Source organism: Streptomyces sp. NPDC104106 (assembly GCF_055584345.1).
Genome location: NZ_JBVJMF010000025.1, coordinates 1 through 22946 on the forward strand (window position 1 = coordinate 1; position 22946 = coordinate 22946).

Annotated in this window: 17 protein-coding genes; 12 read left to right on the forward strand and 5 right to left on the reverse strand. The window is 73.8% G+C overall.

Features of this window, described 5'->3' with window-relative positions:
* The first annotated feature begins 1241 nt into the window (after positions 1 to 1241).
* Together panD and ACZ60X_RS38130 are read left to right on the forward strand one after the other, a co-directional pair.
* Positions 1242 to 1661, forward strand: a complete 420-nt coding sequence (gene panD, locus ACZ60X_RS38125) for an aspartate 1-decarboxylase (RefSeq protein ID WP_469608938.1) — start codon at positions 1242 to 1244, stop codon at positions 1659 to 1661.
* A gap of 46 nt (positions 1662 to 1707) precedes the next feature.
* A complete protein-coding gene (locus ACZ60X_RS38130) occupies positions 1708 to 2052 on the forward strand; it encodes a GNAT family N-acetyltransferase (protein ID WP_469608940.1) in 345 nt (114 codons plus the stop codon).
* Positions 2053 to 2502: 450 nt separating this feature from the next.
* Here the strand turns inward: ACZ60X_RS38130 and gndA are convergent, their stop codons facing one another.
* Entirely contained in the window at positions 2503 to 3942 is a 1440-nt protein-coding gene (gene gndA, locus ACZ60X_RS38135; RefSeq protein WP_469608942.1) for an NADP-dependent phosphogluconate dehydrogenase, read from the reverse strand.
* A gap of 271 nt (positions 3943 to 4213) precedes the next feature.
* Between gndA and ACZ60X_RS38140 the strand changes: the two genes are divergently transcribed.
* Entirely contained in the window at positions 4214 to 5365 is a 1152-nt protein-coding gene (locus tag ACZ60X_RS38140; RefSeq protein WP_469608944.1) for a transglycosylase family protein, read from the forward strand.
* On the opposite strand, the gene ACZ60X_RS38145 is transcribed toward ACZ60X_RS38140, so the two are convergent.
* Entirely contained in the window at positions 5355 to 6839 is a 1485-nt protein-coding gene (locus tag ACZ60X_RS38145) for a DMT family transporter (protein WP_469608947.1), read from the reverse strand. The genes ACZ60X_RS38140 and ACZ60X_RS38145 overlap by 11 nt on opposite strands.
* A 192-nt stretch (positions 6840 to 7031) precedes the next feature.
* Here ACZ60X_RS38145 and ACZ60X_RS38150 point away from each other — a divergent pair, with 192 nt between their 5' ends.
* The 6 genes from ACZ60X_RS38150 (at position 7032) to ACZ60X_RS38175 (ending at position 16459) form a co-directional block, all read left to right on the forward strand.
* Positions 7032 to 7781: a (2Fe-2S)-binding protein gene (locus ACZ60X_RS38150; protein ID WP_469608949.1), complete on the forward strand. Its 750-nt coding sequence runs from the start codon at positions 7032 to 7034 to the stop codon at positions 7779 to 7781.
* A 33-nt stretch (positions 7782 to 7814) separates the two neighbouring features.
* Positions 7815 to 8966, forward strand: coding sequence for a glycogen synthase (gene glgA, locus ACZ60X_RS38155; RefSeq protein ID WP_469608951.1), 1152 nt, complete (start codon positions 7815 to 7817; stop codon positions 8964 to 8966).
* 51 nt (positions 8967 to 9017) lie between these two features.
* Positions 9018 to 10238: a glucose-1-phosphate adenylyltransferase gene (gene glgC, locus ACZ60X_RS38160; RefSeq protein ID WP_469608954.1), complete on the forward strand. Its 1221-nt coding sequence runs from the start codon at positions 9018 to 9020 to the stop codon at positions 10236 to 10238.
* A gap of 143 nt (positions 10239 to 10381) precedes the next feature.
* Positions 10382 to 12703, forward strand: coding sequence for a GH92 family glycosyl hydrolase (locus ACZ60X_RS38165; RefSeq protein WP_469608957.1), 2322 nt, complete (start codon positions 10382 to 10384; stop codon positions 12701 to 12703).
* 165 nt (positions 12704 to 12868) lie between these two features.
* Positions 12869 to 14200 carry a wax ester/triacylglycerol synthase family O-acyltransferase gene (locus tag ACZ60X_RS38170; RefSeq protein ID WP_469608959.1) on the forward strand — a complete coding sequence of 444 codons (1332 nt, stop codon included), beginning with the start codon at positions 12869 to 12871 and terminating at the stop codon, positions 14198 to 14200.
* Positions 14201 to 14956: 756 nt separating this feature from the next.
* Positions 14957 to 16459, forward strand: a complete 1503-nt coding sequence (locus ACZ60X_RS38175) for an SDR family NAD(P)-dependent oxidoreductase (RefSeq protein ID WP_469608962.1) — start codon at positions 14957 to 14959, stop codon at positions 16457 to 16459.
* A 75-nt stretch (positions 16460 to 16534) separates the two neighbouring features.
* On the opposite strand, the gene ACZ60X_RS38180 is transcribed toward ACZ60X_RS38175, so the two are convergent.
* The gene (locus ACZ60X_RS38180) at positions 16535 to 17347 is read right to left on the reverse strand and encodes an SDR family oxidoreductase (protein ID WP_469608963.1); all 813 of its coding nucleotides are present in this window, start codon (positions 17345 to 17347) and stop codon (positions 16535 to 16537) included.
* Between the two features lie 58 nt (positions 17348 to 17405).
* A complete protein-coding gene (locus ACZ60X_RS38185; RefSeq protein ID WP_469608965.1) occupies positions 17406 to 17804 on the reverse strand; it encodes a hypothetical protein in 399 nt (132 codons plus the stop codon).
* A gap of 421 nt (positions 17805 to 18225) precedes the next feature.
* Between ACZ60X_RS38185 and ACZ60X_RS38190 the strand changes: the two genes are divergently transcribed.
* On the forward strand, positions 18226 to 18399 hold the full coding sequence (locus ACZ60X_RS38190) for a hypothetical protein (RefSeq protein WP_469608968.1): 174 nt from the start codon (positions 18226 to 18228) through the stop codon (positions 18397 to 18399).
* Positions 18400 to 18473: 74 nt separating this feature from the next.
* Positions 18474 to 18959, forward strand: coding sequence for a GNAT family N-acetyltransferase (locus ACZ60X_RS38195; RefSeq protein ID WP_469608971.1), 486 nt, complete (start codon positions 18474 to 18476; stop codon positions 18957 to 18959).
* Between the two features lie 7 nt (positions 18960 to 18966).
* Here ACZ60X_RS38195 and ACZ60X_RS38200 read toward each other — a convergent pair whose 3' ends face one another.
* The gene (locus tag ACZ60X_RS38200; RefSeq protein WP_469608974.1) at positions 18967 to 20316 is read right to left on the reverse strand and encodes an amidase; all 1350 of its coding nucleotides are present in this window, start codon (positions 20314 to 20316) and stop codon (positions 18967 to 18969) included.
* 199 nt (positions 20317 to 20515) lie between these two features.
* Between ACZ60X_RS38200 and ACZ60X_RS38205 the strand changes: the two genes are divergently transcribed.
* The gene (locus ACZ60X_RS38205) at positions 20516 to 22852 is read left to right on the forward strand and encodes an alpha-L-fucosidase (RefSeq protein ID WP_469608978.1); all 2337 of its coding nucleotides are present in this window, start codon (positions 20516 to 20518) and stop codon (positions 22850 to 22852) included.
* The last annotated feature ends 94 nt before the right edge of the window (positions 22853 to 22946 follow it).

Below are 22946 nucleotides of genomic sequence, written 5' to 3' on the forward strand. Positions count from 1 at the left end.
GCCCAGGGCGATGACCCGCAGCCCTCCTTCGGGAAGGGGCGGGGCGGCTTTCAGCTCGGGGTGCGGATGACTCATACGCTGACGGTACCCGGAGAACGGGACAGGGTGATCCAACGGTCGGCAACCGTCTCATCTGCCCGCTGCCCCGGCCCCGGGACAGGAGGGCATCCGCAGCCGCGGCGACCGCCGCTGGTGCCGGGGTGGCTTCGCGGGTCGCGCGGGCGGTGAGGACCCCGCCCGCGATCACGCAAGAGGAGCAGGGCGAACCGACGGCCCGGGCATGCGCTCACGGCCGCTGAAGTACCGAGGCCGAACGTGATGTCGGCCTTCGGGGGCCGGGTCTGACTCCTGGTATCGGTGACCAGGGCGTCTTGCTCACGCTGTGTCGACCGTCGGCCGGGGATGGTGCGTTGCTGGTACCGGGCCGGCCGGGTGTGTCTCGACAGGGGTTTGCCGACCGGGCGTCGTCACGGTTCTGACCGTCCGCGCGGTCCGGTGCCGACGACGCGATGAACCGTCGGGTCGGAAGGCGGACGAGCATGACCGGTACGTCCCCTGCCCGGCGTCCCCGCCGACGTCGGACGACGGGGGAGGTGGTCCTTGGAGTGGAGAGGCGCCGGGACGATCGTGTGGCTGCCGGGCTCTCTCTGGGGGGCAGTGATCAGCATCGAGGTGTTCGCGGACACCGCGGCCGGATACGGCGAATTGCGCCGTCCGGACCGACCGTCGCCGGCACGCCACGTCGGATCGCTCGACGCCCAGAACGGGCCCGGGCGCTGCTGAGCGGGCGGGCACGCGTGCCCAGGCGAACTCAGTCGATGGACCGGTGCAGCCGTACCTGTGCACGGCTCGCCGGCGAAGAGGCGGTGCTGCGGGTCACCCGCATCACCCCGTGCCTACTGGCCCAGAGAATCGGGTAACTCACCCAGGAGATCCGGGACTTGGGGGACCGACTGACCTGACTCGCGGAACACTGCGCCCCGCAGCTGCTCACTGGGTGGGAGACAACCCGGAACGCCTGGGCAGTGAGGCGTCCCTTCGCCGCGCTGTGCGGGGTAAGCCCCGTCGAGCGTTCCTCGGGCGGTCGACAGTGCCGGCGCCCTGGGAAGTCAGCAACGGGTCGGTGTGAGTCCTCAAACACCCTGCGACAGCTGACCGCACATGCCAAACGTTGTAGCCTCCGAACATCGCCCTTGACCTGCAAAAAGCAGGCAGGGAGCAGACAGACCGGGAGTTTCTTCGTGTTTCGTACAATGTTCAAGTCCAAGATCCACCGAGCCACCGTCACGCAGGCCGACCTGCACTACGTGGGATCGGTGACCATCGACGCCGACCTCCTCGACGCCGCGGACCTGCTGCCCGGGGAGCTGGTGCACATCGTCGACATCACCAACGGCGCCCGGCTGGAGACGTACGTCATCGAGGGCGAGCGCGGCTCCGGGGTCATCGGGATCAACGGGGCGGCCGCTCATCTGGTGCACCCCGGTGACCTCGTGATCATCATCAGTTACGCTCAGGTCAGCGACGCCGAGGCACGGCAGCTGCGGCCTCGGGTGGTCCACGTCGACGGCGGCAACCGGATCGTGTCCCTCGGTGCCGACCCGTCCGAACCGGTCCCCGGCTCGGACCAGCAGCGCAGCCCGCAGGCCCGCCCGGCCTGACGGCGGCGCCCGACCAGGCCGTACCGGACCAGGAGCGTGTGAGCCCGTGAGCGAGACCGAGATCCGCGACGACCGGGCGGCGGGCCGCCTGGAGGCCGTCGGCGACGGCGAGGTCGTCGGCCGTATCGAGTACTTCGTGCTGGAGTCGCCCCGGCGCGCCCTGGTCCCCGTCCACACCATCGTCGAGCCCGCCCACGAGGGCAAGGGCATCGCCGGTTCGCTCGCCCGCGAGCTGTACGCCCTCGCCGAGCGCGAGGGCGTACCGGTTGCCCCCTTGTGCCCGTACGTCGTCAAGTGGGCCGAACGCCACCCCGAGGTCGCCCCGCCGGCCGCCCCGGAACTGCTGTCGGCCGCGAAGCACTGGCTGCGGGACCATCCCGGCCAGTTCTGAGCGCCCGGCTCGCCCTGCCGGGTGAGTGAGCGACGGGCTGGGGGGAAGGCGGGGGAATGAGTCCACAGTCAGCAGAGCGGGCGACGTCCCGTGACCGCCCGGAGGACATCATGACCACCCCGGATCCCTATCCCACCCCCGTACCGCCCCCGCCGCCACCCCCCGCCCCCACCCCGCCGGAGCCGGGCCCCCAGCCCCCGTCACCGCCGCCACCCCCGGCGCCGGGACCGCCGGAGCCGTCACCGTCCCCGGTCCCCCCGGGCCCTGAGCCGGTACCGAACCCGGAGCCGGGTCCCCCGCTCACCTGAGAGCACCGGGCCGGAGACCAGGGGCGCGGGGAGCGGCGCGAGCGGCCACGACGAACCCGCGGCCGCGAACGCACCCCTGCCCCCGCCCCTTCAGGCCCACCGAGAACTACGGGCGGACACGGAACCGGCGGGCCACGGCGAACTACGCCGACACCTCGCTGCGGTCCCCGCCCCACAGCGTGTGGAACGACCCCTCCCGGTCCACCCGCCGGTACGTGTGCGCCCCGAAGAAGTCCCGCTGCCCCTGCGTCAGCGCCGCCGGCAGGCGCGAGGCCCGCAGCGCGTCGTAGTAGGCCAGCGCCGCCGAGAAACCGGGCGTGGGGACGCCCTGGCGCACCCCCGAGATCACCACCTCGCGCCAGTCGTCCTGCGCCCCCGCGATCTCGCGGGCGAACGTCTCGTCCGACAGCAGGCTCGGCAGGTCGGCGCGGGCGTCGTACGCGGCGCGGATGCGGTCCAGGAAGGCCGCCCGGATGATGCAGCCGCCCCGCCAGATCGAGGCGATGCGGCCCAGGTCGATGTCCCAGCCGTACTCCTCGCTGCCCGCCGTGATCTCGTGGAAGCCCTGCGTGTACGACACGATCTTGGAGGCGTACAGGGCCTGCTCCACCCGGTCGGCGAAGGCCGCCGCCTCCTGCTTGCCCAGCGGCGCCGCCTTCGGGCCGGCCAGCCCCCGCGAGGCCTCGCGGAGCTTCGCGTGCCCGGACAGCGAGCGCGCGAAGACCGCCTCGGCGATGCCGGACACCGGGACGCCGAGGTCCAGCGCGATCTGCACCGTCCAGCGGCCGGTGCCCTTCTGCTCGGCCTGGTCGACCACCACGTCCACGAACGGCCGGCCGGTCGCCGCGTCCACGTGGGACAGCACCTCGGCCGTGATCTCGATCAGGTACGAGTCGAGACGGCCGGTGTTCCACGTACGGAAGATCTCCGCGATCTCGGCGGGGGAGTACCCGGCGACCTCGCGCAGCAGCTGGTAGGCCTCGCCGATCAGCTGCATGTCGGCGTACTCGATGCCGTTGTGGACCATCTTCACGAAGTGCCCGGCGCCGTCCGGACCCACGTGCGTGACGCACGGCGCGCCGTCCTTCGCCTTCGCGGAGATCTTCTCCAGCATCGGGCCCAGCGAGTCGTACGACTCCTTCGGGCCGCCCGGCATGATGCTCGGCCCGTGCAGTGCGCCCTCCTCGCCGCCGGAGACGCCCATGCCGACGAAGTGGATGCCCTGCTCGCGCAGCGCCTTCTCACGGCGGCGGGTGTCCGCGAAGTGGGCGTTGCCGCCGTCGATGATCATGTCGCCGGGCTCCAGCAGCGGCGCGAACTCCCGGATCACCGCGTCCGTCGGCTCACCGGCCTTGACCATGACGACCAGGCGCCGCGGGCGTTCCAGCGCGGCCACGAACTCCTCGGCGGTCTCGGCGGCGATGAAGTCGCCCTCGCCCCCGAACTCCTCCACCAGTGCCTTGGTGCGCGCCACCGTACGGTTGTGCGCGGCGACGGTGTACCCGTTGCGGGCGAAGTTCCGGGCGAGGTTGCGCCCCATGACCGCGAGGCCCGTGACACCGATCTGCGCTGAAGTACTCATGCCGCCTGCTCCCTGGTTGCCTCGTGACTACGGCTCCGACAGTACGGGTCCTCGCCCATCCTGACGTGCCGTCCCGGCGAGCGCACATCAGACCCGCCGGGCTTGAGTACGCGCCGACGGCCCCTGCGGCCTCAGTCTTCCGCGGGTCAGGTCAAGGCCGGGCCGTTCCCGGCCACTTGGGCGCCGCGCGAGGCCGGTTTTCCGTCTTGTCATGGCCGGTTCGGCGCGCTTAGTTTTGCCCCTCCTGACGCATGCCGAGGGGAATTCGGACATGGCCGTACGCGGCCGGCATCGCCGGTACCAGCCGAACAGGATCAACCGCGCCTCACTCACCGTCACGGCGAGCGGCGCCGGACTCGCGATCCCGCTGGTCGCCGCCGGCACCGCCGACGCGGCCGACGCGGCCACCTGGAACAAGGTCGCCGCCTGCGAATCCAGCGGCGACTGGAGCATCAACACGGGCAACGGCTACTACGGCGGGCTGCAGTTCACCCAGTCCACCTGGGAGGCGTACGGCGGCGCGCGGTACGCCTCGCGCGCCGACCTCGCCACCCGGGACCAGCAGATCGCCGTCGCCGAGCGGGTGCTCGGTGCCCAGGGGCCCGGCGCCTGGCCGGTCTGCTCGGTGCGGGCCGGGCTGGAACGGGGGGACGGCGGGCCCGGTACGCGTACCGACAGTGCCGCGACCCGGCCGGCGAAGGCCGAGGGGAGCGCGAAGAAGACCTCCGTGCGGGACGTACGGCCGCAGACCACCCCGCAGTCGCGGGCCGGGCGTGCCGAGATGTACACCGTGGTGCACGGCGACACGCTCTCCGGCATCGCCGAGGACCACCACGTCCGCGGCGGCTGGCGCACGCTCTACGCCGGCAACCGTACGACGATCGGCGCCGACCCGGATCTCATCCTGCCGGGGCAGCGGCTCAGCCTGCGCGGCGGATCCACCGTCGAGCCCAAGGCTCCTAAGCGCAAGGCGCCTTCGGGGCACACGCCCGCCCCGCACCGGACGAGGACCACGAGCCGCACGCTCGTCGCCCCCGTCGACGCCCCCATCGGTACCGGCTACCGGGTGGCGGGCGCGCACTGGTCGAAGGGCTACCACACCGGCGTCGACTTCCTCGTGCCGACCGGGACCTCGGTCAAGGCCGTGGAGGCCGGGCAGGTGGTGGCCGCGGGATGGGGCGGTTCCTACGGCTACCAGGTGGAGATCCGGCACGCCGACGGCCGCTACAGCCAGTACGCCCACCTGTCGGCGATCTCCGTGCGGATCGGGCAGGACGTCACCGCCGGCCAGCGCATCGGCCGTTCGGGAGCCACCGGGAACGTCACCGGTCCGCACCTGCACTTCGAGGTGCGGACCGGACCGGACTTCGGTTCGGACATCGACCCGCTGGCCTATCTGCGGGCCGGCGGCGTCAAGGTCTGACGCCGGTACGGTCCAGGCCCGGGGCCGGCAGCGGTACGAGGACGCCGCCGGGCAGCGCGGAGTACGGCACCGCGAGCACCCGGCCGGCGGGCGGCTCGCCGCGCCCGCCGCCCGCCGCGCCGCCGCCCGCGGAACCTCCGCTCATCCCACGGCCGCCCCTCGCCGGCGGGAAGTCCCCGCCGGCAGCGGGCGGCAGAAGGCCGCCCCCGGCCCCGGGCAGGAGGCCGTGGTCGGGGGCGGGGAGGAGGCGGTCGCCGGCGCGGGGTATGAGGCTGTGGTCGGGGGTGGGCGGGAGGCCGTCGTCGGCACTGGGCAGGAGGCCGTGGTCCGAGGCGGGTATGAGGCTCTGGTTCGCGTCGGACAGGAGGCGGTCGCCGGCCCCGGGCAGGAGGCCACCGTCCGCGGTCGGTGTGAGGGGGCCGTCCGGGGACGGCACAGGCCTGCCGTCCCCGGTTGGGTCGGCGCCGTGCTCCTGAGCCGGCGTCAGCAGGTCCGGCGCTACCGGCTCGTCGGCCGCGCCCTCGTCCGGGGCGGGCCCCGGCGCCTGCGGCTCGGCCGGTGCCGGCCCCCGCTGCTGGGGCAGGCCGGGCAGCGCCTCGGCCCGCGCGGCGGCCGGGTCCGCGCCCGGCGCCGCGGGCGTACCGGTGTGCTCGATCCGCTCGGTCGTCAGCATGACCAGCCCGCCCGCCGCCACCACCCCGCAGCTGACGGCCAGTCCGGTGCCCACGTCGCCGTAGCGGAACGTCTCGCCGAACATCAGGATGCCGACGGCGGCGGCCAGCACCGGGTTGACCACGGTCTGCGTGGACAGCGGGGCGGCGAGCCCGGCGCCCTGGTAGGAGACCTGCGACAGCGCGACACCGGCGACCGCGCACACCCCTATCGCGGCGAGCCACGGCAGGTCGGCCGCTTCGAGACCATGGGTCCAGTCCTCGGCGACCGTCTTGGTGAACACCGAGGACATGCCGAACGCGATGCCGGAGGCCGCGGCGAGCAGCACGCTGCGCACCGCCGGATGCCGCTGCGCGGTCAGTCCCGCCACCGTCAGCGCCGCGACCGCGCCGCCGGTGACGAGCGCGACCGCGATCCGCTGGGCCGCGCCGAGGGAGTGGGGGTCGGAGGAGCCGACCAGGGACAGCAGACCGGCGAGGCCCACCGTGGCCATGACGGCGCCGCGCCAGGCGGCCGCCCCGGCCCTGCGGCCGACGAACAGCGCCGCCATGGGCAGCGCGAAGACGATGGTCAGCGCACCGAGCGGCTGGACGAGGCTGAGCGGCCCGTAGGCCAGCGCCACGACGTGCAGCACGCCCCCGAGACCGTTGAGCGCCAGCGCCCCCCACCAACTCGGGCGGCGCAGCGGCATGTACGCACTGCGGGGAGAGGACACCGCGACCTGCTCCTGCACGATCGCGCCGCCCGCGTAGGCGAGGGCGGACACGACCGACAACAGCACGGACAGCGCGAGGGCGCTCATCGGCGTCTCCTTCGCGGAGTGCGGGGGCGCGCAGCCCGGTGCGACGTACGGTCGGCTTCCATTCCGAACACTCTGCCGGTCCGCGCTGTTCCCGTCGTCGTCCCTGAGCACGCAATGCGTCCTACTGCCGATGGAGTACGGCGCCGACCCGATCATCCTTGGGACGGGTGCCCCCTGGTACTACTGCCTGTCGTGGACCTCGACCCCCGGCTCGCCGCCCTCCGCCCGCTCGGCGGCTTCTTCGTCCTGCACACCGCCGCGGCGGCGGCGCCGACCCTCGCGGAGGCCTACGCGACGGCGCCGCCGGACCGCCAGGACGACCCCCTGGCCGCGCGGGTCGCCGTGGTCGCGCGGCGGCTGCGCGTCCCCGAACCACGGGTCGCCGCCTCCCTCGCCCACCAGGGGCTGGCCGCCCGGCTGTGGTCGGCGGCCCTCGGCTGCGCGGTCCTGTACGGCCGGCTGCCCGACCTCGCTCCCCGGCGCTTGCGCTGGGATCCCCTGGGGTCCGCCCCCGACGACCTGTGGCTGACCGGCGTACACCCGCTGCCCGGTGCCCCCGACCTGGCCGCCGCCGTGCTGCACGGGCACCTGGAACCGCTGGGGGAGGCCCTGACGGACCGTTACGGGGTCGCGGCCGGGCTGCTGTGGGGCAACGCGGGCTCCGCGCTCGCGGGCGCGGCCCGGCAGCTGGACCGCTGGGCGCGGGCGCAGGGCCGTACCGACCTGGCGGCACGGGCCCGCGCCATCACCGACGACCTCTTCGCCCACCCGTTGCTGCGCACCACCGGCACCGGCACGGCCGCCGGCTTCCGCCGCCGCAGCTGCTGCCTCTACTACCGCGTGCCGGGCGGCGGGGTCTGCGGCGACTGCTGCTTCACCCGTCCGCCGCGCGCTTCGCGCCCTTCGCGCTCTTCCCCAGGGGCCGTATCCGGGCGACCATGAGGGGACCTGTCGCCGGTACGAGGGGGTTGTCGGGTGCGAGTGGGACTGCTGACCCGGGAGTACCCCCCGGACGTGTACGGTGGCGCCGGGGTCCATGTGGAGTTCCTGGCGCGCGAGTTGACCTCCCTGGTGGACCTGGAGGTGCACTGCTGGGGCGAGGGCCGCGGGGTGGGCGTCGTACGCCACCGGCCCTGGTCCGCGCTCGACGGCGCCAACGACGCGCTGCGCACCTTCTCCGTGGACCTGGCGATGGCCGCCGCGCTGGCGGGCCGCGAACTCGTGCACTCCCACACCTGGTACGCGGGCCTCGCCGGCCATGTCGCCAAGCTGCTGCACGGCATCCCGCACGTGGTCACCGCCCACTCGCTGGAGCCGCTGCGCCCCTGGAAGGCGGAGCAGCTGGGCGGCGGGTACGCCCTGTCGGGCTGGGCCGAGCGCACCGCCGTCGAGGCCGCCGACGCGGTCGTCGCCGTGTCGGGCGCGATGCGCGAGGACATCCTCACCCACTATCCCGCGCTGGACGCGGCGCGGGTCCACGTCGTGCACAACGGCATCGACACCCGCCTGTACCGCCCGGACCACGGCACCGACGCCCTCCTGCGGCACGGCATCGACCCCGCCCGCCCCTACGTCCTGTTCGTCGGCCGGATCACCCGGCAGAAGGGCGTGCCCCACCTGCTGCGCGCCGTACGGGAGATCGACCCGGGCGCGCAGGTCGTGCTGTGCGCCGGGGCACCCGACACCCCGGAGACCGACCGCGAGTTCCGGGAGCTGTTCGAGGCGCTGAGCCGGTCCCGCGCGGGCGTCTTCTGGATCCCGCGGATGCTGCCGCGCGCGGAGGTCGTCCAACTCCTCACCGGCGCCGCCGTGTTCGTCTGCCCGTCGGTGTACGAACCCCTCGGCATCGTCAACCTGGAGGCGATGGCGTGCGGCACACCGGTGGTGGCCTCCCGGGTCGGGGGCATCCCGGAAGTGGTGGACCACGGCCGTACCGGCCTGCTGGTGGACGTGGACGACGGCTTCGAGGCGGGCCTCGCCCGGGCGCTGGACAGCATCCTCGGCGATCCGGCGGCGGCCCGGCGGATGGGCGGGGCGGGGCGGGAGCGGGCGGTGGGGGAGTTCGGCTGGGACGCGGTCGCCCGGCGCACCGTCGCCCTGTACGAGGAGGTACTCAAGGGGGCTTAGCCCGCGCGACCTTGGGGCAGCCATGGTTCTACCAGGGTGAGGGGAGCGGCCATGCGTCGTGGAGGGCCTTCCGTACTCGGGATCGTGCTGGCGGGCGGCGAGGGAAAGCGTCTGATGCCGCTCACCGCCGACCGCGCCAAACCCGCGGTCACCTTCGGCGGCACCTACCGCCTCGTCGACTTCGTCCTGTCCAACCTCGTCAACGCCGACGTGCTGCGCATCTGTGTGCTGACCCAGTACAAGTCGCACTCGCTGGACCGGCACATCACCACCACCTGGCGGATGTCCAGCCTGCTCGGCAACTACGTCACGCCGGTCCCGGCCCAGCAGCGCCTCGGCCCGCGCTGGTACCTGGGCAGCGCCGACGCGATCCTGCAGTCCCTGAACCTCGTGCACGACGAACAGCCCGAGTACGTCGCGGTCTTCGGCGCCGACCACGTCTACCGCATGGACCCGCGGCAGATGCTAGCCCAGCACATCGACGGCGGGGCCGGGGTGACGGTCGCCGGCATCCGGGTGCCGCGCGCGCAGTCCTCCGCCTTCGGGGTGATCACGCCCGGCACGGACGGCCGTACGATCCGGCGCTTCCTGGAGAAGCCCGCCGACCCGCCGGGCCTCCCGGACGACCCGGAGACCGTCTTCGCCTCCATGGGCAACTACGTGTTCACCACCAAGGCCCTCGTCGAGGCGCTGCACCGGGACGCCGAGGACGGGCAGTCCGTGCACGACATGGGCGGCTCGATCCTGCCCCAGCTCACCACGCGCGGCGAGGCGCAGCTGTACGACTTCGGCGACAACCACGTGCCCGGCGAGACCAGCCGCGACCAGGGCTACTGGCGGGACGTCGGCACCCTGGACGCCTACTACGAGGCGCACATGGACCTCATCGCCGAGCGTCCCGCCTTCAACCTCTACAACCGGCAGTGGCCGATCTACACCCACTCCGGCCAGCTCTCCCCGGCCCGCTTCAGCGCGGGCGGCATCGCGAGCGAGTCCATCATCAGCGCCGGGTGCCTGATCCGCGGCCAGGTCACCCGGTCCGTGCTGTCCCCGGGGGTGCGGGTCGACCCCGGGGCCGTGGTGCAGGGCTCGGTGCTGCACGACAACGTGCGGGTCGGCCGGGGCGCGGTGGTTCGCGGCGCCGTCCTGGACAAGAACGTGGAGGTCCCGCCCGGTGCGACGATCGGCGTCAACCCGGAGCGGGACGCGGAGTTGTACACGGTGTCGGCGGGTGGGGTGATCGCGCTGGGGAAGGGCCGACGGGTGTCGTGACGGGCCCGCCGCCCGGCGCACACCGCGTCAGGCGGCGTGCACGCGCGACGCGTTCCGAGTGAATTTCCTCCGGTTGCCCGGGTTTGCGTTGTCCGCCCCTCAGGATGCAGGGAACGACGTCGAACCTGCGGAGGTCATCGGACATGAGAGGGACCCGGCGCACACGGCTGTGCCTGGCCGGGGTGATGGCAGCGTCCGCGCTGATCACCACCCCCGCCTCGGGCGCCGCCGGGCGGACCGACGGCCACCTCACCGACCTGGTCAACCCCTTCATCGGGAGCCAGGACGAGGGCAACACCTTCCCCGGCGCGGCCGTGCCCTTCGGCATGGTGCAGCTGTCCCCGGACACCGGGCACTTCGCCGGATACGACTACACACACAGCCGCCTCCGCGGCTTCTCCCTGGTCCACCTCTCGGGCGTCGGCTGCGGCATCGGCGGCGACCTGCCCGTGCTGCCGACCGCCGGTGACGTCACGCAGACGGACTACACGCAGTACGCCGCCGCCTTCTCCCACCGGGACGAGGCGGCGCGCCCCGGCTACTACCGCGTGGGCCTCGCCTCCGGCATCCGCGCCGAGCTGACCGCGACCGAGCGCACCGGTGTGCAGCGCTACACGTTCCCGGCCACCGACAAGGCCAACGTCCTGCTGAACGCGGCCCAGTCGCTGCACAAGACGGTCTCCTCCGCCGTCGAGATCCTCGACGACCACACCGTGCGCACCGAGATCACCGGCCGCGGGTTCTGCCGGGACACCGCCCCCTACACCGTCTACACCATCACCCGGTTCAGCCGGCCCTTCACCGCCTACGGCACCTGGGACGGCAGGACCGTCACCCCCGGCTCCCGCAGCGGACGCGGCGGCGCCTACGTCCGCTTCGACACCCGCCGGGACCGCACGGTCGAGGCGACCACGGCCCTGTCGTACGTCGACGCGCGCGGCGCCGCGGGCAACCTCGCCGCCGAGGGCGGCCGGTCCTTCGACGCCGTGCGCGAGCGAGCACGCGAGGCGTGGGAGCGGCGCCTCGCCGCCGTGCGCGTGAGGGGCGGCACGGACACCCGGCGCCGTACCTTCTACTCCTCGCTGTACCGGTCGTTCCTCGCGCCGAACATCGGCGGCGACGCCGACGGCCGCTACACCGGCTGGGACCGCCGCGTCCACCGCGCCGAGGGGTTCACGTACTACCAGAACTGGTCGCTGTGGGACACCTACCGCACCCAGGTGCAGCTCCTCGCCCTGCTCGCCCCGGGCGAGGCGCGGGACATGGCCCGCTCGCTGGTCGCGGTCGACGAGGACGGCGGCTGGCTGCCCAAATGGGGCTACGGCCCGGTCGAGACGAACGTCATGAGCGGCGACCCGGTCACCCCGTTCCTGACCGCCGCCTACCAGACGGGCCTGCTCAGGGGCTTCGAGGAGCGGGCCTACCGGGCACTGCGGAAGAACGCCGACCGGGTGCCCCCCGCCGACTACCCGGGCATCGGCCGGGAGGCCAACGCCGACTACCTCGCGCACGGCTTCGCCCCCTACATCTGGAACCGCCCCCTGGCCAAGATGGGCGACTCCGACTACCACCACGGGGCCTCCGTCACCCTGGAGTACGCGCTCGCCGACGCCATGCTGGCCCAGATGGCCCGGGGCCTCGGCCATGACGCCGACGCCGCCCGGTACGCCGCCCGCGCGGAGAACTACCGCAACATCTTCGACCCCTCGACCGGCTTCTTCCGCGCCCGCGACGCCGCCGGCGCCTTCACCGGCTCGGCCGACCCGGCCAAGGGCACCGGCTTCCACGAGGGCACCGCCTGGCAGTACCAGTGGCTCGTGCCGCAGGACGTCCCCGGCATGGTCAGGCTCATCGGCGGCGAGCGCGCGGCCAACGCCCGCCTGGACTCCTTCTTCGCCTACGACCGGCTGCTCGCCGACCCCGCGCGGACCGCGCGCGAGGTGTGGGTGCACGGGGACGCTTACAACTACTACAACGCCGACAAGTACAACCCGATGAACGAACCCGACCTCATCGCGCCGTACACCTACCTCGCCACCGGCCAGCCCTGGAAGACCACCGACGTGGTGCACGCCGCGCTGACCCTGTTCACCGACGGACCCGCCGGCATCACCGGCAACGACGACCTGGGCACGATGTCCGCCTGGGACGTGCTGTCGTCCATCGGCCTGTTCCCGATCCAGCCCGGCTACGGAACCTGGGGCCTGTCCACCCCCGTCTTCGACCGGGTCGACCTCGGCCTGGACCGGCGCTACTGGCCGAGCGGCCAGCTGACGATCGCGGCGCCCGGCACCTCGGCGACCGACCGCTACATCCAGTCCGTGCGTACCGACGGGCACGCGCACCGGCAGACCTATGTGACGAACGACGCGCTGCGCTCGATGCGCTCCCTCGCGTTCACGGTCGGCCCGCGCCCGTCGGAGTGGGGTACGTCACCCGAGGCGGCGCAGCCCGTCCTGAGGTGATCGGGCGTATCCCGTGGTCCCGCCCCTGATCGAGGGGCGGGACTTAATCTAGCGTTAACTGAGCGTAGCCTGATCGTACTTGACCGTAATCAGGTGGCGGGGATTCACTGCGAATGACTGCGATTGACCGCACATGCACCCGTCGTCGACGCGTGAGGCAAACCCTTGACTTCCGATCTGCTCGCTCCCCTCGATCTGGCGTTCTGGAACATCGAGTCCGACCGGCACCCGATGCACCTCGGTGCGCTCGGCGTCTTCGGCGCGCACTCGCCCACCGCCGGCGCCCACGCGGCCGACCTGCTGGCCGCCCGCGCCGCCGCCGTGCCCGGACTCCGCCTGCGCATCCGCGACGTGTGGCAGCCCCTCGCCTTCGGCGGCGCCGCCCGCGAGACCGACCCCGACTTCGACCCGCTGAACCACGTCCGGCTGCACGCCCCGACCGCCGACTTCCACGCCGACGCGGGCCGGCTGATGGAACGTCCGCTGGAGCGGGGCAGGCCGCCGTGGGAGGCGCACGTCCTGCCCGGCGAGGACGGTCTGTCCTTCGCGGTGCTGTTCAAGTTCCACCACGCCCTCGCCGACGGGCTGCGGGCGCTCAAGCTCGCCGCCGGCGTCCTGGACCCGCTGGACCTGCCCGAACGGGCACCGCGCGCCATCGAACCGCCCCGCGGACTGCTGCCCGACGTGCGCCGGCTGCCGGGGATGGTCCCCGGGCTGGTCCGGGCCGCCCTGTCCGACGCGGGCCGCGCCCTGGACATCGGCGCCTCCCTCGCCCGCTCCACGCTCGGGATGCGGCCCTGCTCCGCGCTCAGCTCCGCGCCGAGCGGCACGCGCCGCATCGCCGGGGTGGTCGTCGACATCGACGACGTGCACCGCGTGCGCAAAACCGCGGGCGGCACGGTCAACGACGTCCTCATCGCCGTCGTCGCGGGAGCCCTGCGCCGCTGGCTGGAGGAGCGCGGCGAGTCCACGAAGGGCGTGGCGCCCCGCGCCCTGATCCCCGTCTCCCGGCGCCGCCCGCGCACCGCCCACCCGCAGGGCAACCGGCTCTCCGGCTATCTGATACCGCTCCCCGTGGGCGAGCCCGACCCCCTCGGCCGGCTGGACACCGTGCGCACCGCGATGGTCCGCAACAAGGACGCGGGGTCCGACCGGGGCGCCGGCGCGGTCGCCCTGCTCGCCGACCACGTCCCGGCCCTCGGCCACCGACTCGGCGGCCCGCTGGTCGGCCAGGCGGCCCGACTGTGGTTCGACATCCTGGTCACCAGCGTGCCGATGCCGAGCCTGGGCCTGCGGCTCGGCGGCCACGACCTGACCGAGGTCTACCCCCTGGCCCCGCTCGCTCCCGGCCAGTCGCTGGCGGTGGCGATCTCGACGTACCGCGGCCGCGTGCACTACGGCCTGGTCGCCGACGCGCGGGCCGTACCGGACCTGGACCGGTTCGCGCACGCGGTGTCGGCCGAGATCCAGGCCCTGCTCACCGCCTGCGCGCTATAAGGGGCTGAGATCCGCGGCCGGCTGCAGGGCGGGCGGGGCGACTGGGGAGCCGGTCGCTTGTCCACGCGGGTTGGTGCGCGGCGCAGGGCTGGTGGCTCGTGCGGGTGGGCTGGTGACGGTGCGGACGGGCGCTCGCCCGCACGGGTGGGCTGGTGACGGGGAGGACGGGACGCTCGCCCCGCCCGCCGGCCCGCCCGTGGGGCTTGCCCCGGCCTGCCCGTCGGCCTGCCCGCGCTCGCTCGTGGCTCCCTGCCCGCGCCCGCCCGCCCCGGCCTGCCCGTCGGCCTGCCCGCGCTCGCTCGTGGCTCCCTGCCCGCACCCGCCCGCCCCGGCCCGCCCCGGCCTGCCCGTCGGCCTGCCCGCGCTCGCTCGTGGCTCCCTGCCCGCACCCGCCCGCACCGGCCCGCCCGCCGGCCCGCCCCGGCCCGTCCGCCGGCCTGCCCACACCCGCCCGCGCGGCCCCCTGCCACACCCGCCCGCGCGGCCCCCTGCCACACCCGCCCGCGGGGCCTGCCCGCACTAGCACGCCGGGCCTGCCCGCACTCGCCCGCGGGGCCCGCCCCACCGGGCCGCGGGCTAGCCCTCATCGGCCCCGGGCCCGTTCCCGGCTGGGGTTGTTCATGGGGCCCGGCCAGGGGGTTGCGGGTGCTGGGGCGATCGGGTTTGGCGGCTGGGCGGGGTGCTCCGTAAAATTCCCCGTTCGAAAGCGAGCGCGAGTCGGCGCGCCGCACGGGTGATCAGGGAAGCGGCGGCGCGATGACGGTGACAGAGGACGGCTCCATGGCCGCCACGGCCACGGACGAGGTGGTCTACGGGCCGGGGATCGACCCCGAGCGGCTGGCCGTCTGCCTGAGCGTGCTCGAAGAACTCGACCAACTGGAGGTCGACCACCCGGACGCGATCAAGGTGCGCCGGGCCACCTCGCACATCTACCGCACGGTCAAGCAGCGCCGCCGCCAGGAGCGCCGCGCCGCCAAGACGGCACACGACCGCGCCGTCACCGAGGCCACCGCGACCGGCTCCGCCGAGCGCATCGACGACGAGACCGAGGGCCTGCTGCCCACCTCCAAGGTCGGCGAAGGCAGGATCGCGGGCATACTCCAGCGCCCCCGCTCCTGCTACACCTGCAAGACCCGCTACGTCGAGGTCGACTACTTCTACCACCAGCTCTGTCCGGACTGCGCCCGCACGAACCGGGCCAAGCGCGACGTCCGCGCCGACCTCGCCGGCAAGCGCGCCCTGCTCACCGGCGGCCGCGCCAAGATCGGCATGTACATCGCGCTGCGCCTGCTGCGCGACGGCGCCCACACCACCGTCACCACGCGCTTCCCCAAGGACGCCATCCGCCGGTTCACGGCGATGGAGGACTCGGCCGACTGGATCCACCGCCTGGAGGTCGTCGGCATCGACCTGCGCGACCCGGCGCAGGCCGTGGCCCTCGCCGACCAGGTCGCCGAGGCCGGGCCGCTCGACATCCTGATCAACAACGCCACCCAGACCGTGCGCCGCCTGCCCTCCGCCTACGCGGCCCTGGTCGAGGGCGAGAGCGCTCCGCTGCCCGCCGGCGAGCTGCCCGCCCACTCGGTGATCGGCGCCTTCAACTCAGGCGCGGTCGACGGCATCGCCGCGCTGCCCGTCGGCACCAGCGGCCTGGACGCGCAGAAGGTCGCCGACCTCGCGCTCGTCGCGGGCAACGCCAGCATCGCCCGCCATGTCGAGGGCACCGCCATCGACGCCGGCGGCCTGGTCCCCGACGTGGTCGACACCAACACCTGGGTGCAGACCATCGAGCAGATCTCCCCGGTGGAACTGCTGGAGACCCAGCTGTGCAACTACACCGCGCCGTTCATCCTCATCAGCAAGCTGCGCCCGGCCATGGCCGACGCCGCGAGGAAGGCGGCCAGCGGGCGTGCCTACGTCGTCAACGTCTCGGCGATGGAGGGTGTCTTCGACCGCGGCTACAAGGGTGCCGGGCACCCCAACACCAACGCCGCGAAGGCGGCCATGAACATGGTCACGCGCACCAGCGCCCAGGAGATGTTCGACACCGACGGCATCCTCATGACCTCCGTCGACACCGGCTGGATCACCGACGAGCGCCCGCACTACGACAAGCTGCGCCTCGCCGAGGCCGGCTTCCACGCCCCGCTCGACCTGGTCGACGGCGCCGCCCGCGTCTACGACCCGATCGTGCGCGGCGAGGCGGGCGAGGACCTGTACGGCGTCTTCCTGAAGGACTACGCGCCCGGCAAGTGGTGACACGGGGCGCGGGCCGGCGGACGGCCGGCGCGAGTGGCCCCGCCGGTACGGCGGGGCCGGTCCGTGTCGCGCCGCCTACCTCCCGGGCCCCTCGCGCAACCGCGCGTGGACGGCGTACGGCCCCGCCCCGGGCGCCGCGGCCCGCACCCGTGTCCCGCCGTCCACCAGCAGATCCGCGCCGGTGACCCAGTCCGCCGCGTCGGACACCAGCCACACCACCGCCCGCGCCACGTCCGCCGGCTCCCCGATCCGCCCGAGCGGCAGCCCCGCGGCCGCCTCCCGCTCGCCCGGCTCCCACACGAACCGTGCCATCTCGGTGCGCACGAGCCCGGGCGAGACGGAGTTCACCCGTACACGGGGCGCGAGTTCGCCCGCGAGCTGCCCGGTGAGATGGAGCAGCGCCGCCTTGGTGGTGCCGTACGCCCCGACGTTCGGGCCCACGTGACCGGCGCCCTCGGTGCACACGTTCACGACCGCCCCGCCGTGCTCGCGCATCCAGGCCCGCCACGCACACCGCACCAGCCGCAGCGGTGCCTCGACGTTCACGGCGAACGCCTGCCGCCACGGGTCCGGATCGGTCTCCATCAGCGGGCCGTACGGCTGGTTCGTCGCCGCGTTGTTGACGAGGACGTCGAGCCGCCCGAACTCGCGCAGCACCAGCTCCGTCAGCGCCTCCGGATGCCCGGGCGCGGCCACGTCCCCGGCGAGCCCGATGCCGCCCAGCTCGGCGGCCGTGTGCCGTACCTCGGCCGCGTCCCGCGCGGTCACGCACACCGAGGCCCCCGCGGCCGCCAGCGCCTCGGCCACCGCCCGCCCGATGCCGCGGGTCCCGCCGGTGACGACGGCCGCCCTGCCCCCCAGTCCGTGCGGTCCGTACGACGACGTCATCGCCGTACCGTCTCATGACGGACCGTCAGAGACCAGGGATGCGACGGGTCCGGTCCGGTCAGTCGACCACGCCGAGCCGCGAGTGCCGCGCCGCGACCAGTTCCAGTACCGTGCGCCAGTCCTCCAGCACGCCCGCGTCGAAGCCCGCCGTGCGGCCCTCCTCGTCGGCGAGGCGCAGTCGCTGCACGTCGTCCTCGGCGGCGGGACCCGCGTCCCCGCGCACCAACCGGAACACCCGCTCCCCGAGCAGGGCCCGCACCGCCTCGGCCGCGCTGCGGGCCCCGCCCGCCGCGTCGGCCGGGCACAGCACCGGAGCGATCCCGTGCACCAGCCCCGCCACCTGGAGCTCCTTGTCGGCGGGGCGGCTGCGGCGCAGCAGCGCCGCGGTCCGCAGCGCATGCTGGTGCCGGCCGGCGTACAGCAGATCCATCAGCTCCTCGACGCTGCGCAGCTCCATGCGTCAGTCCTTCCGCGAGACAGCCGTTGCCCGCACGGCAGCAGATCATGGCCAGCTTGCGCGCCGGCCAACGGCACTTGAACCGTGCGGCCTCGCGAAGTAGCCCGAGTGGGTGAATCGCGGTGTGGGGTGAGGGATGCGCGGCGTGGCAAATAGCGGCATATTGAGGGTCATTGGGGTGCCGCGCGACGCATAGGCGTTACAGGTTGTTTGCACTCCCTATCGAGCGGACGTGCGCTCATTTGGTTAATCTGGAGGGGACGGGCAGCAGGACCGGGTGCCACCCACACCCACCGTCCGTACGCACCGACGCCACCGCGTCCGAACTGGCCTTCCATCCAGACCCGAGCGGGCGTCGAGCGCCGGAGCGCAGGCTCTTCGGCAGGCCCCCGAGGGTGACCCGACACATAAGGAGTGCGCGGTGACACCGGAGAAGACGAATCGCGATCAGCGTCCCGAGGACAATACGGAGCGCGGGAGCCGGCGCCCCGGCGAACTCGGCAGCCTCGACGTGTGGGCCCGCTCGGCCCCGATCCGCCTCGCGGGCTACGAGGACGACCTCGCCGAGCCGCACATCCTGCCCAGCGTCGACTGAGGCCGGGCGGGTCCGTTCGCGATCGCCGTACGCATGGGCGTGGCCGCCGGTGCCGATCTGGCAGACTCGCGCCCATGCTGATCAGACGAGCCGCGGCCGAGGACTGGCCGCGGATCTGGCCCTTCTGGCACGAGATCGTCGCCGCCGCGGAGACCTACGCCTGGGATCCGCAGACGAGCGAGGAGGATGCCCGCGCGCTGTGGATGGGTCCCGCCAAGCGCGTGTACGTCGCCGAGGACCCCGCCGCAGAGGTGGTCGGCTCGGCCTACCTCACCCCCAACTACGGCGGCCCCGCCGCCCGGGTGGCCAACGCCGGCTTCATGGTCGACCCCGCGCGCACGGGCGAGGGCGTCGGCCGCGCCCTGGCCGAACACGTCCTGGCCGAGGCCCGCGCCCACGGCTACCGCGCGATGGTCTTCAACGCCGTCGTCGAGACGAATCCCGCGGTCGCCCTGTGGACCTCCCTCGGCTTCCGCGTCCTCGGCACGGTCCCGCAGGCCTACGACCATCCCCGGCACGGCCGGGTGGGACTGCACATCATGTACCGGTCGCTGGAGTAGCCGCGGTTCACACGCCGGCCGGCGGTGCCGTGCGCTGCCACGGCCGCCGCCGCTCCAGCTCCCGCGCCAGCCCCAGCAGTACCTCCTCGGAGCCCGGGAGCCCGACGAGCTGCACCGCGCAGGGAGCGCCCGAGGGCAGCGTGCCGAACGGGACCGACATCGCCGGCCACCCGGTCAGGTTCCAGGGCGGGGTGAAGGGCGAGTACGCGGTGTTGGCGAGGACGTTGCGCAGCCAGCCGCGCTCGTGCCACGGGCCGGTCCGGGGGGAGCGGCGGGCCAGGGCCGGGGTCAGAAGCACGTCGTGCGCGGTGAAGAAGGGGGCCAGCCGGGCGCGCAGCCGCTCACGGTCGCGGCCGGTGCCGACGGGGCCGGTGAACCGCCGGCCCAGCGCCGCGTGCACCCGGGTCCGCCGGGCGAGCCGCGCCGCGTCCAGGCCCGCGGCGTCCACCGCCGTCCCCGCCGTCCAGTGCCGCAGCGCGGTCACCCCGAGTGACGGCGGGTACGGCGGCTCGGCGCGCCGTACCTGGTGCCCGCCGCGGGCCAGCACCCCGGCCGCCTCGCGGACGGCGGTCGTATACGACCGGTGCACGCTCACCCCGGGCAGCGGGCTGCGCAGGGCCACGGCGATCCGCAGGGATGCGGGTTCCGGCGCCCGGGGGAGCGGGCCGTCCGCGAGGACGTCCAGCATCAGCCGCAGATCCTCGACCGTCGTGGCCAGCGGGCCGTTCTCCGCCATGCCGAACCAGTCGCCGTCGCCGATCCCGGCCGGCACCACCCCGTGGCCGGGCTTCAGCGTGACCAGACCGCAGTTGGCCGCCGGGATGCGCAGCGAGCCCATGCCGTCGTTGCCGAGTGCGAGCGGCACCAGCCCGGCGGCCACCGCGGCCGCGCTGCCGCCGGAGGAGCCGCCCGCCGTGCGGGAGAGGTCCCACGGATTGCGGGTCGTGCCGTACACGCCCTCCGTCGTGCCGAAGACGCACAGTTCGGGCACGTTCGTCAGGCCCACCACCACCGCGCCGGCCGCGCGCAGCCGGGCCACCGTGACGTGATCCGCGCCGGCCGGGGCGTCGGGGGTGGCGGCCGAGCCGCAGCGGGAGGACTCGCCGCGCACCGCGAGGTTGTCCTTCACGGCCAACGGCACGCCCGCGAGCGGCAGTTCGGCGAGATCCGGCCGCGCGGCCACCTCGTCGGCCTCGGTGAGCGCCGCCTCGGCCCGCACCGTGCGGAACGCCCCGATGCGTCCGTCGAGCCGCTCGATCCGCGCGAGGTGCTCGGCCACCACCTCCCGGGGCGTGACCTCCTTCGCGCGTACGGCGGCGGCGATCTCTGCGGCGGTCCGGCCGGCCCACTCGGTCACGGGCGCACACTCCTCGGCGTCGACTGTCGGCTACTCGTCGGTACGACGCTACGCCACACGTCAAGAGCGAGTATCGGATGATCCATCAGTCATCCAACCACTGGCGATAAGTCAAGCCTCGCGAGGCCCTGTTGACAGGGTTCCGACCCCCGCTCAATCATCAGTCATCCGATGAATCGGCAGTACTTGGGAGCCGCTCATGAGTACGTTCCCCAGACGCCATGTGCTGGCCGCGGCGGCGGGCGCGACCGCGGCGACCGCACTTCCCCTCACCACCGCGCCGCCGGCGCGGGCCGCGGCACGCCCGTCACCCTGGGCCGCCGTCCCCGACCCCGTGCCCGTCCCGCTGGACGCCCACTGCGACAACGACGGCATCGACACCGCCTCCGCACGCGGCGGCGACTTCGACGGATCGGGCTACACCTTCCCCGGCGAGGAACTGCCCGCCGGCCCTGTCGAGGTCGACGGCGTGCCCTTCCTCTTCCCCGCCTCGACCGCCGGCGCCAAGAACAACGTCGTCGCCCTCGGCCAGCGCCTCGACCTGCCCAGGGGCCGGTACCTCTCGGCCTTCTTCCTCACCGCCGCCGCCTACGGCGACGCCTCCGCGACGGCCACCGTCCACTACGCCGACGGCACGACCACCAGCGCCGGCCTGGGCGGCGCCGACTGGTACGCGACGGGCGGTCCGCTGGCGGCGCCGTACCGCTACCGGCCGGACGGCGGAAGGGACGAGCACGCCGTCGGCATCGGTGTCGCCGAGGTCTGGCTCGATCCCCGCCGCGAGGCCGTCGCCGTCACGCTCCCCGCCCTCGGCCCGGCCGAGGCGGGCAAGACCTCCCTGCACGTCTTCGCCCTCACCCTCCAACCGGCCGCCCAGGGAAGGGCGTTGGCCCTGCGCGCCCCGCACTCCACGCCCTCGCTGCTCGAACCGTCGGGCGCGCAGAGCGTGGAGGCGACCGTCGTGAACGCGGGCACGCTCCCCGTCCTGGCCGCCGACGCCGTCTCGGTCACGGTCGAAGCCCCGGGCGCCCGCACCGTCCAGCCCGCCCGCGTCCGCCGCCTCGACCCCGGCGAGCAGGCCCGCGTCCGCATCGGCATCCGCAACCGCCCCGGTACCGCGCCCGGCACCCACCGGGACGGTACGGTCACGGTCACCGGCCGGGGTGCCCGAGCCGCCGCGGCGCAGACCTCGTTGACCCTCGGCACCGCCGACTACGCCCCCACCGAGGCCTCCCTCGCCGCCCACCAGGCGCCCTACTGGTTCCAGGGCGCCAAGTTCGGCGTCTTCATCCACTGGGGCGTCTACTCCGTGCCCGCCTGGTCGCCGGTCGGCAAGGAGTACGCCGAGTGGTACTGGGACCACATGCAGGACCCGACGGGCGCCGTGTACGCCCACCACCGGGACACCTACGGCGAGGACTTCGCCTACGACGACTTCATCCCCCGCTTCACCGCGGAGAGGTTCGATCCGCGCGCCTGGGTGGAGCTGTTCCGCGACGCGGGTGCCCAGTACCACGTGCTGACCTCCAAGCACCACGAGGGCTTCGCGCTGTGGGACACCAAGGTCTCCGACCGCAACTCGGTGCGGATGGGCCCCAGGCGGGACCTGGTCGGGGAACTCTTCGAGGCGAGCCGCCGCTACGCCCCCGAGCTGCACCGGGGCCTGTACTTCTCGATGCCGGAGTGGTTCAACCCCGACCACCCCTGGATGGGCCACGCCCCGCGCAACCCGTACACGCTCGCCCCCGTGCCGTACACCGGATACACCGCGGGCAAGGACTACGTCCACGACTACCAGGCCCCGCAGCTCCTTGAGCTGATCCACGGCTACGACCCGGAGATCATCTGGTGCGACATCGGCGGCGCCAACGACAGCCTCCACGTACTCGCCGAGTACTTCGACCACGCCAAGAACCGGGCCCGCCCGATCGACGTGACCGTCAACAACCGCTCGGGCATCGCCTTCCACGACTTCACGACCCCCGAGTACACGACGTACGCCCACACCGTCGTCGCCAAGTGGGAGGCCAGCCGGGGCCTGGACCCCTTCAGCTACGGCTACAACCGGGCCACGCCCGACTCCGCGTACATGACCGCCGAGGAGGTCGTGCGCACCCTGGTCGACATCGTCTCGAAGAACGGCAACTTCCTCCTCGACATCGGCCCGCGCGCGGACGGCACGATCCCCGGGATCATGCAGACCCGGCTGCGCGAGACGGGCCAGTGGCTGAAGGTCAACGGCGAGGCGGTGTACGGCACCGCCTACTGGTCGCGGACGGCCCAGCTCGGAGACGACCTGCGCTTCACGGTCCGTCCGGACGAGGCCTTCTACATCCACTGCCTCGCCGATCCCGGCGCGCGGCTGACCGTGGCCGCGCCGGTGCCCGTGCGGCCCGGCGACAAGGTGACGATGCTCGGCCACGACCGACCGCTGACCTGGACCGTCCGGGGCGGCTCGCTGGTGGTCGACGTACCGCTGCAGGCCCGCAGGGCGGGCCGGTACGTGTGGGTGTTCAAGGTGGAGTGGCGTAGCTGAGCGCGCGAGAACCCGCCCCGGTACGGGCAGCGGCGCCGGCGGCTGAGGGTCACGGCCGCCCGGTCGGCCGCGCGGGTCGCGGAGTTCGGGCCGT

What these genes read in the sequence shown, in the direction of transcription:
- ACZ60X_RS38145 (WP_469608947.1), bottom strand. Translation starts at nt 6,839, where the DNA reads ATGAGCGCCCTCGCGCTGTCCGTGCTGTTGTCGGTCGTGTCCGCCCTC.
- ACZ60X_RS38165 (WP_469608957.1), top strand. Translation starts at nt 10,382, where the DNA reads ATGAGAGGGACCCGGCGCACACGGCTGTGCCTGGCCGGGGTGATGGCA.
- ACZ60X_RS38180 (WP_469608963.1), bottom strand. Translation starts at nt 17,347, where the DNA reads ATGACGTCGTCGTACGGACCGCACGGACTGGGGGGCAGGGCGGCCGTC.
- ACZ60X_RS38175 (WP_469608962.1), top strand. Translation starts at nt 14,957, where the DNA reads ATGACGGTGACAGAGGACGGCTCCATGGCCGCCACGGCCACGGACGAG.
- ACZ60X_RS38140 (WP_469608944.1), top strand. Translation starts at nt 4,214, where the DNA reads ATGGCCGTACGCGGCCGGCATCGCCGGTACCAGCCGAACAGGATCAAC.
- ACZ60X_RS38195 (WP_469608971.1), top strand. Translation starts at nt 18,474, where the DNA reads ATGCTGATCAGACGAGCCGCGGCCGAGGACTGGCCGCGGATCTGGCCC.
- ACZ60X_RS38205 (WP_469608978.1), top strand. Translation starts at nt 20,516, where the DNA reads ATGAGTACGTTCCCCAGACGCCATGTGCTGGCCGCGGCGGCGGGCGCG.
- ACZ60X_RS38185 (WP_469608965.1), bottom strand. Translation starts at nt 17,804, where the DNA reads ATGGAGCTGCGCAGCGTCGAGGAGCTGATGGATCTGCTGTACGCCGGC.
- gndA (WP_469608942.1), bottom strand. Translation starts at nt 3,942, where the DNA reads ATGAGTACTTCAGCGCAGATCGGTGTCACGGGCCTCGCGGTCATGGGG.
- glgC (WP_469608954.1), top strand. Translation starts at nt 9,018, where the DNA reads ATGCGTCGTGGAGGGCCTTCCGTACTCGGGATCGTGCTGGCGGGCGGC.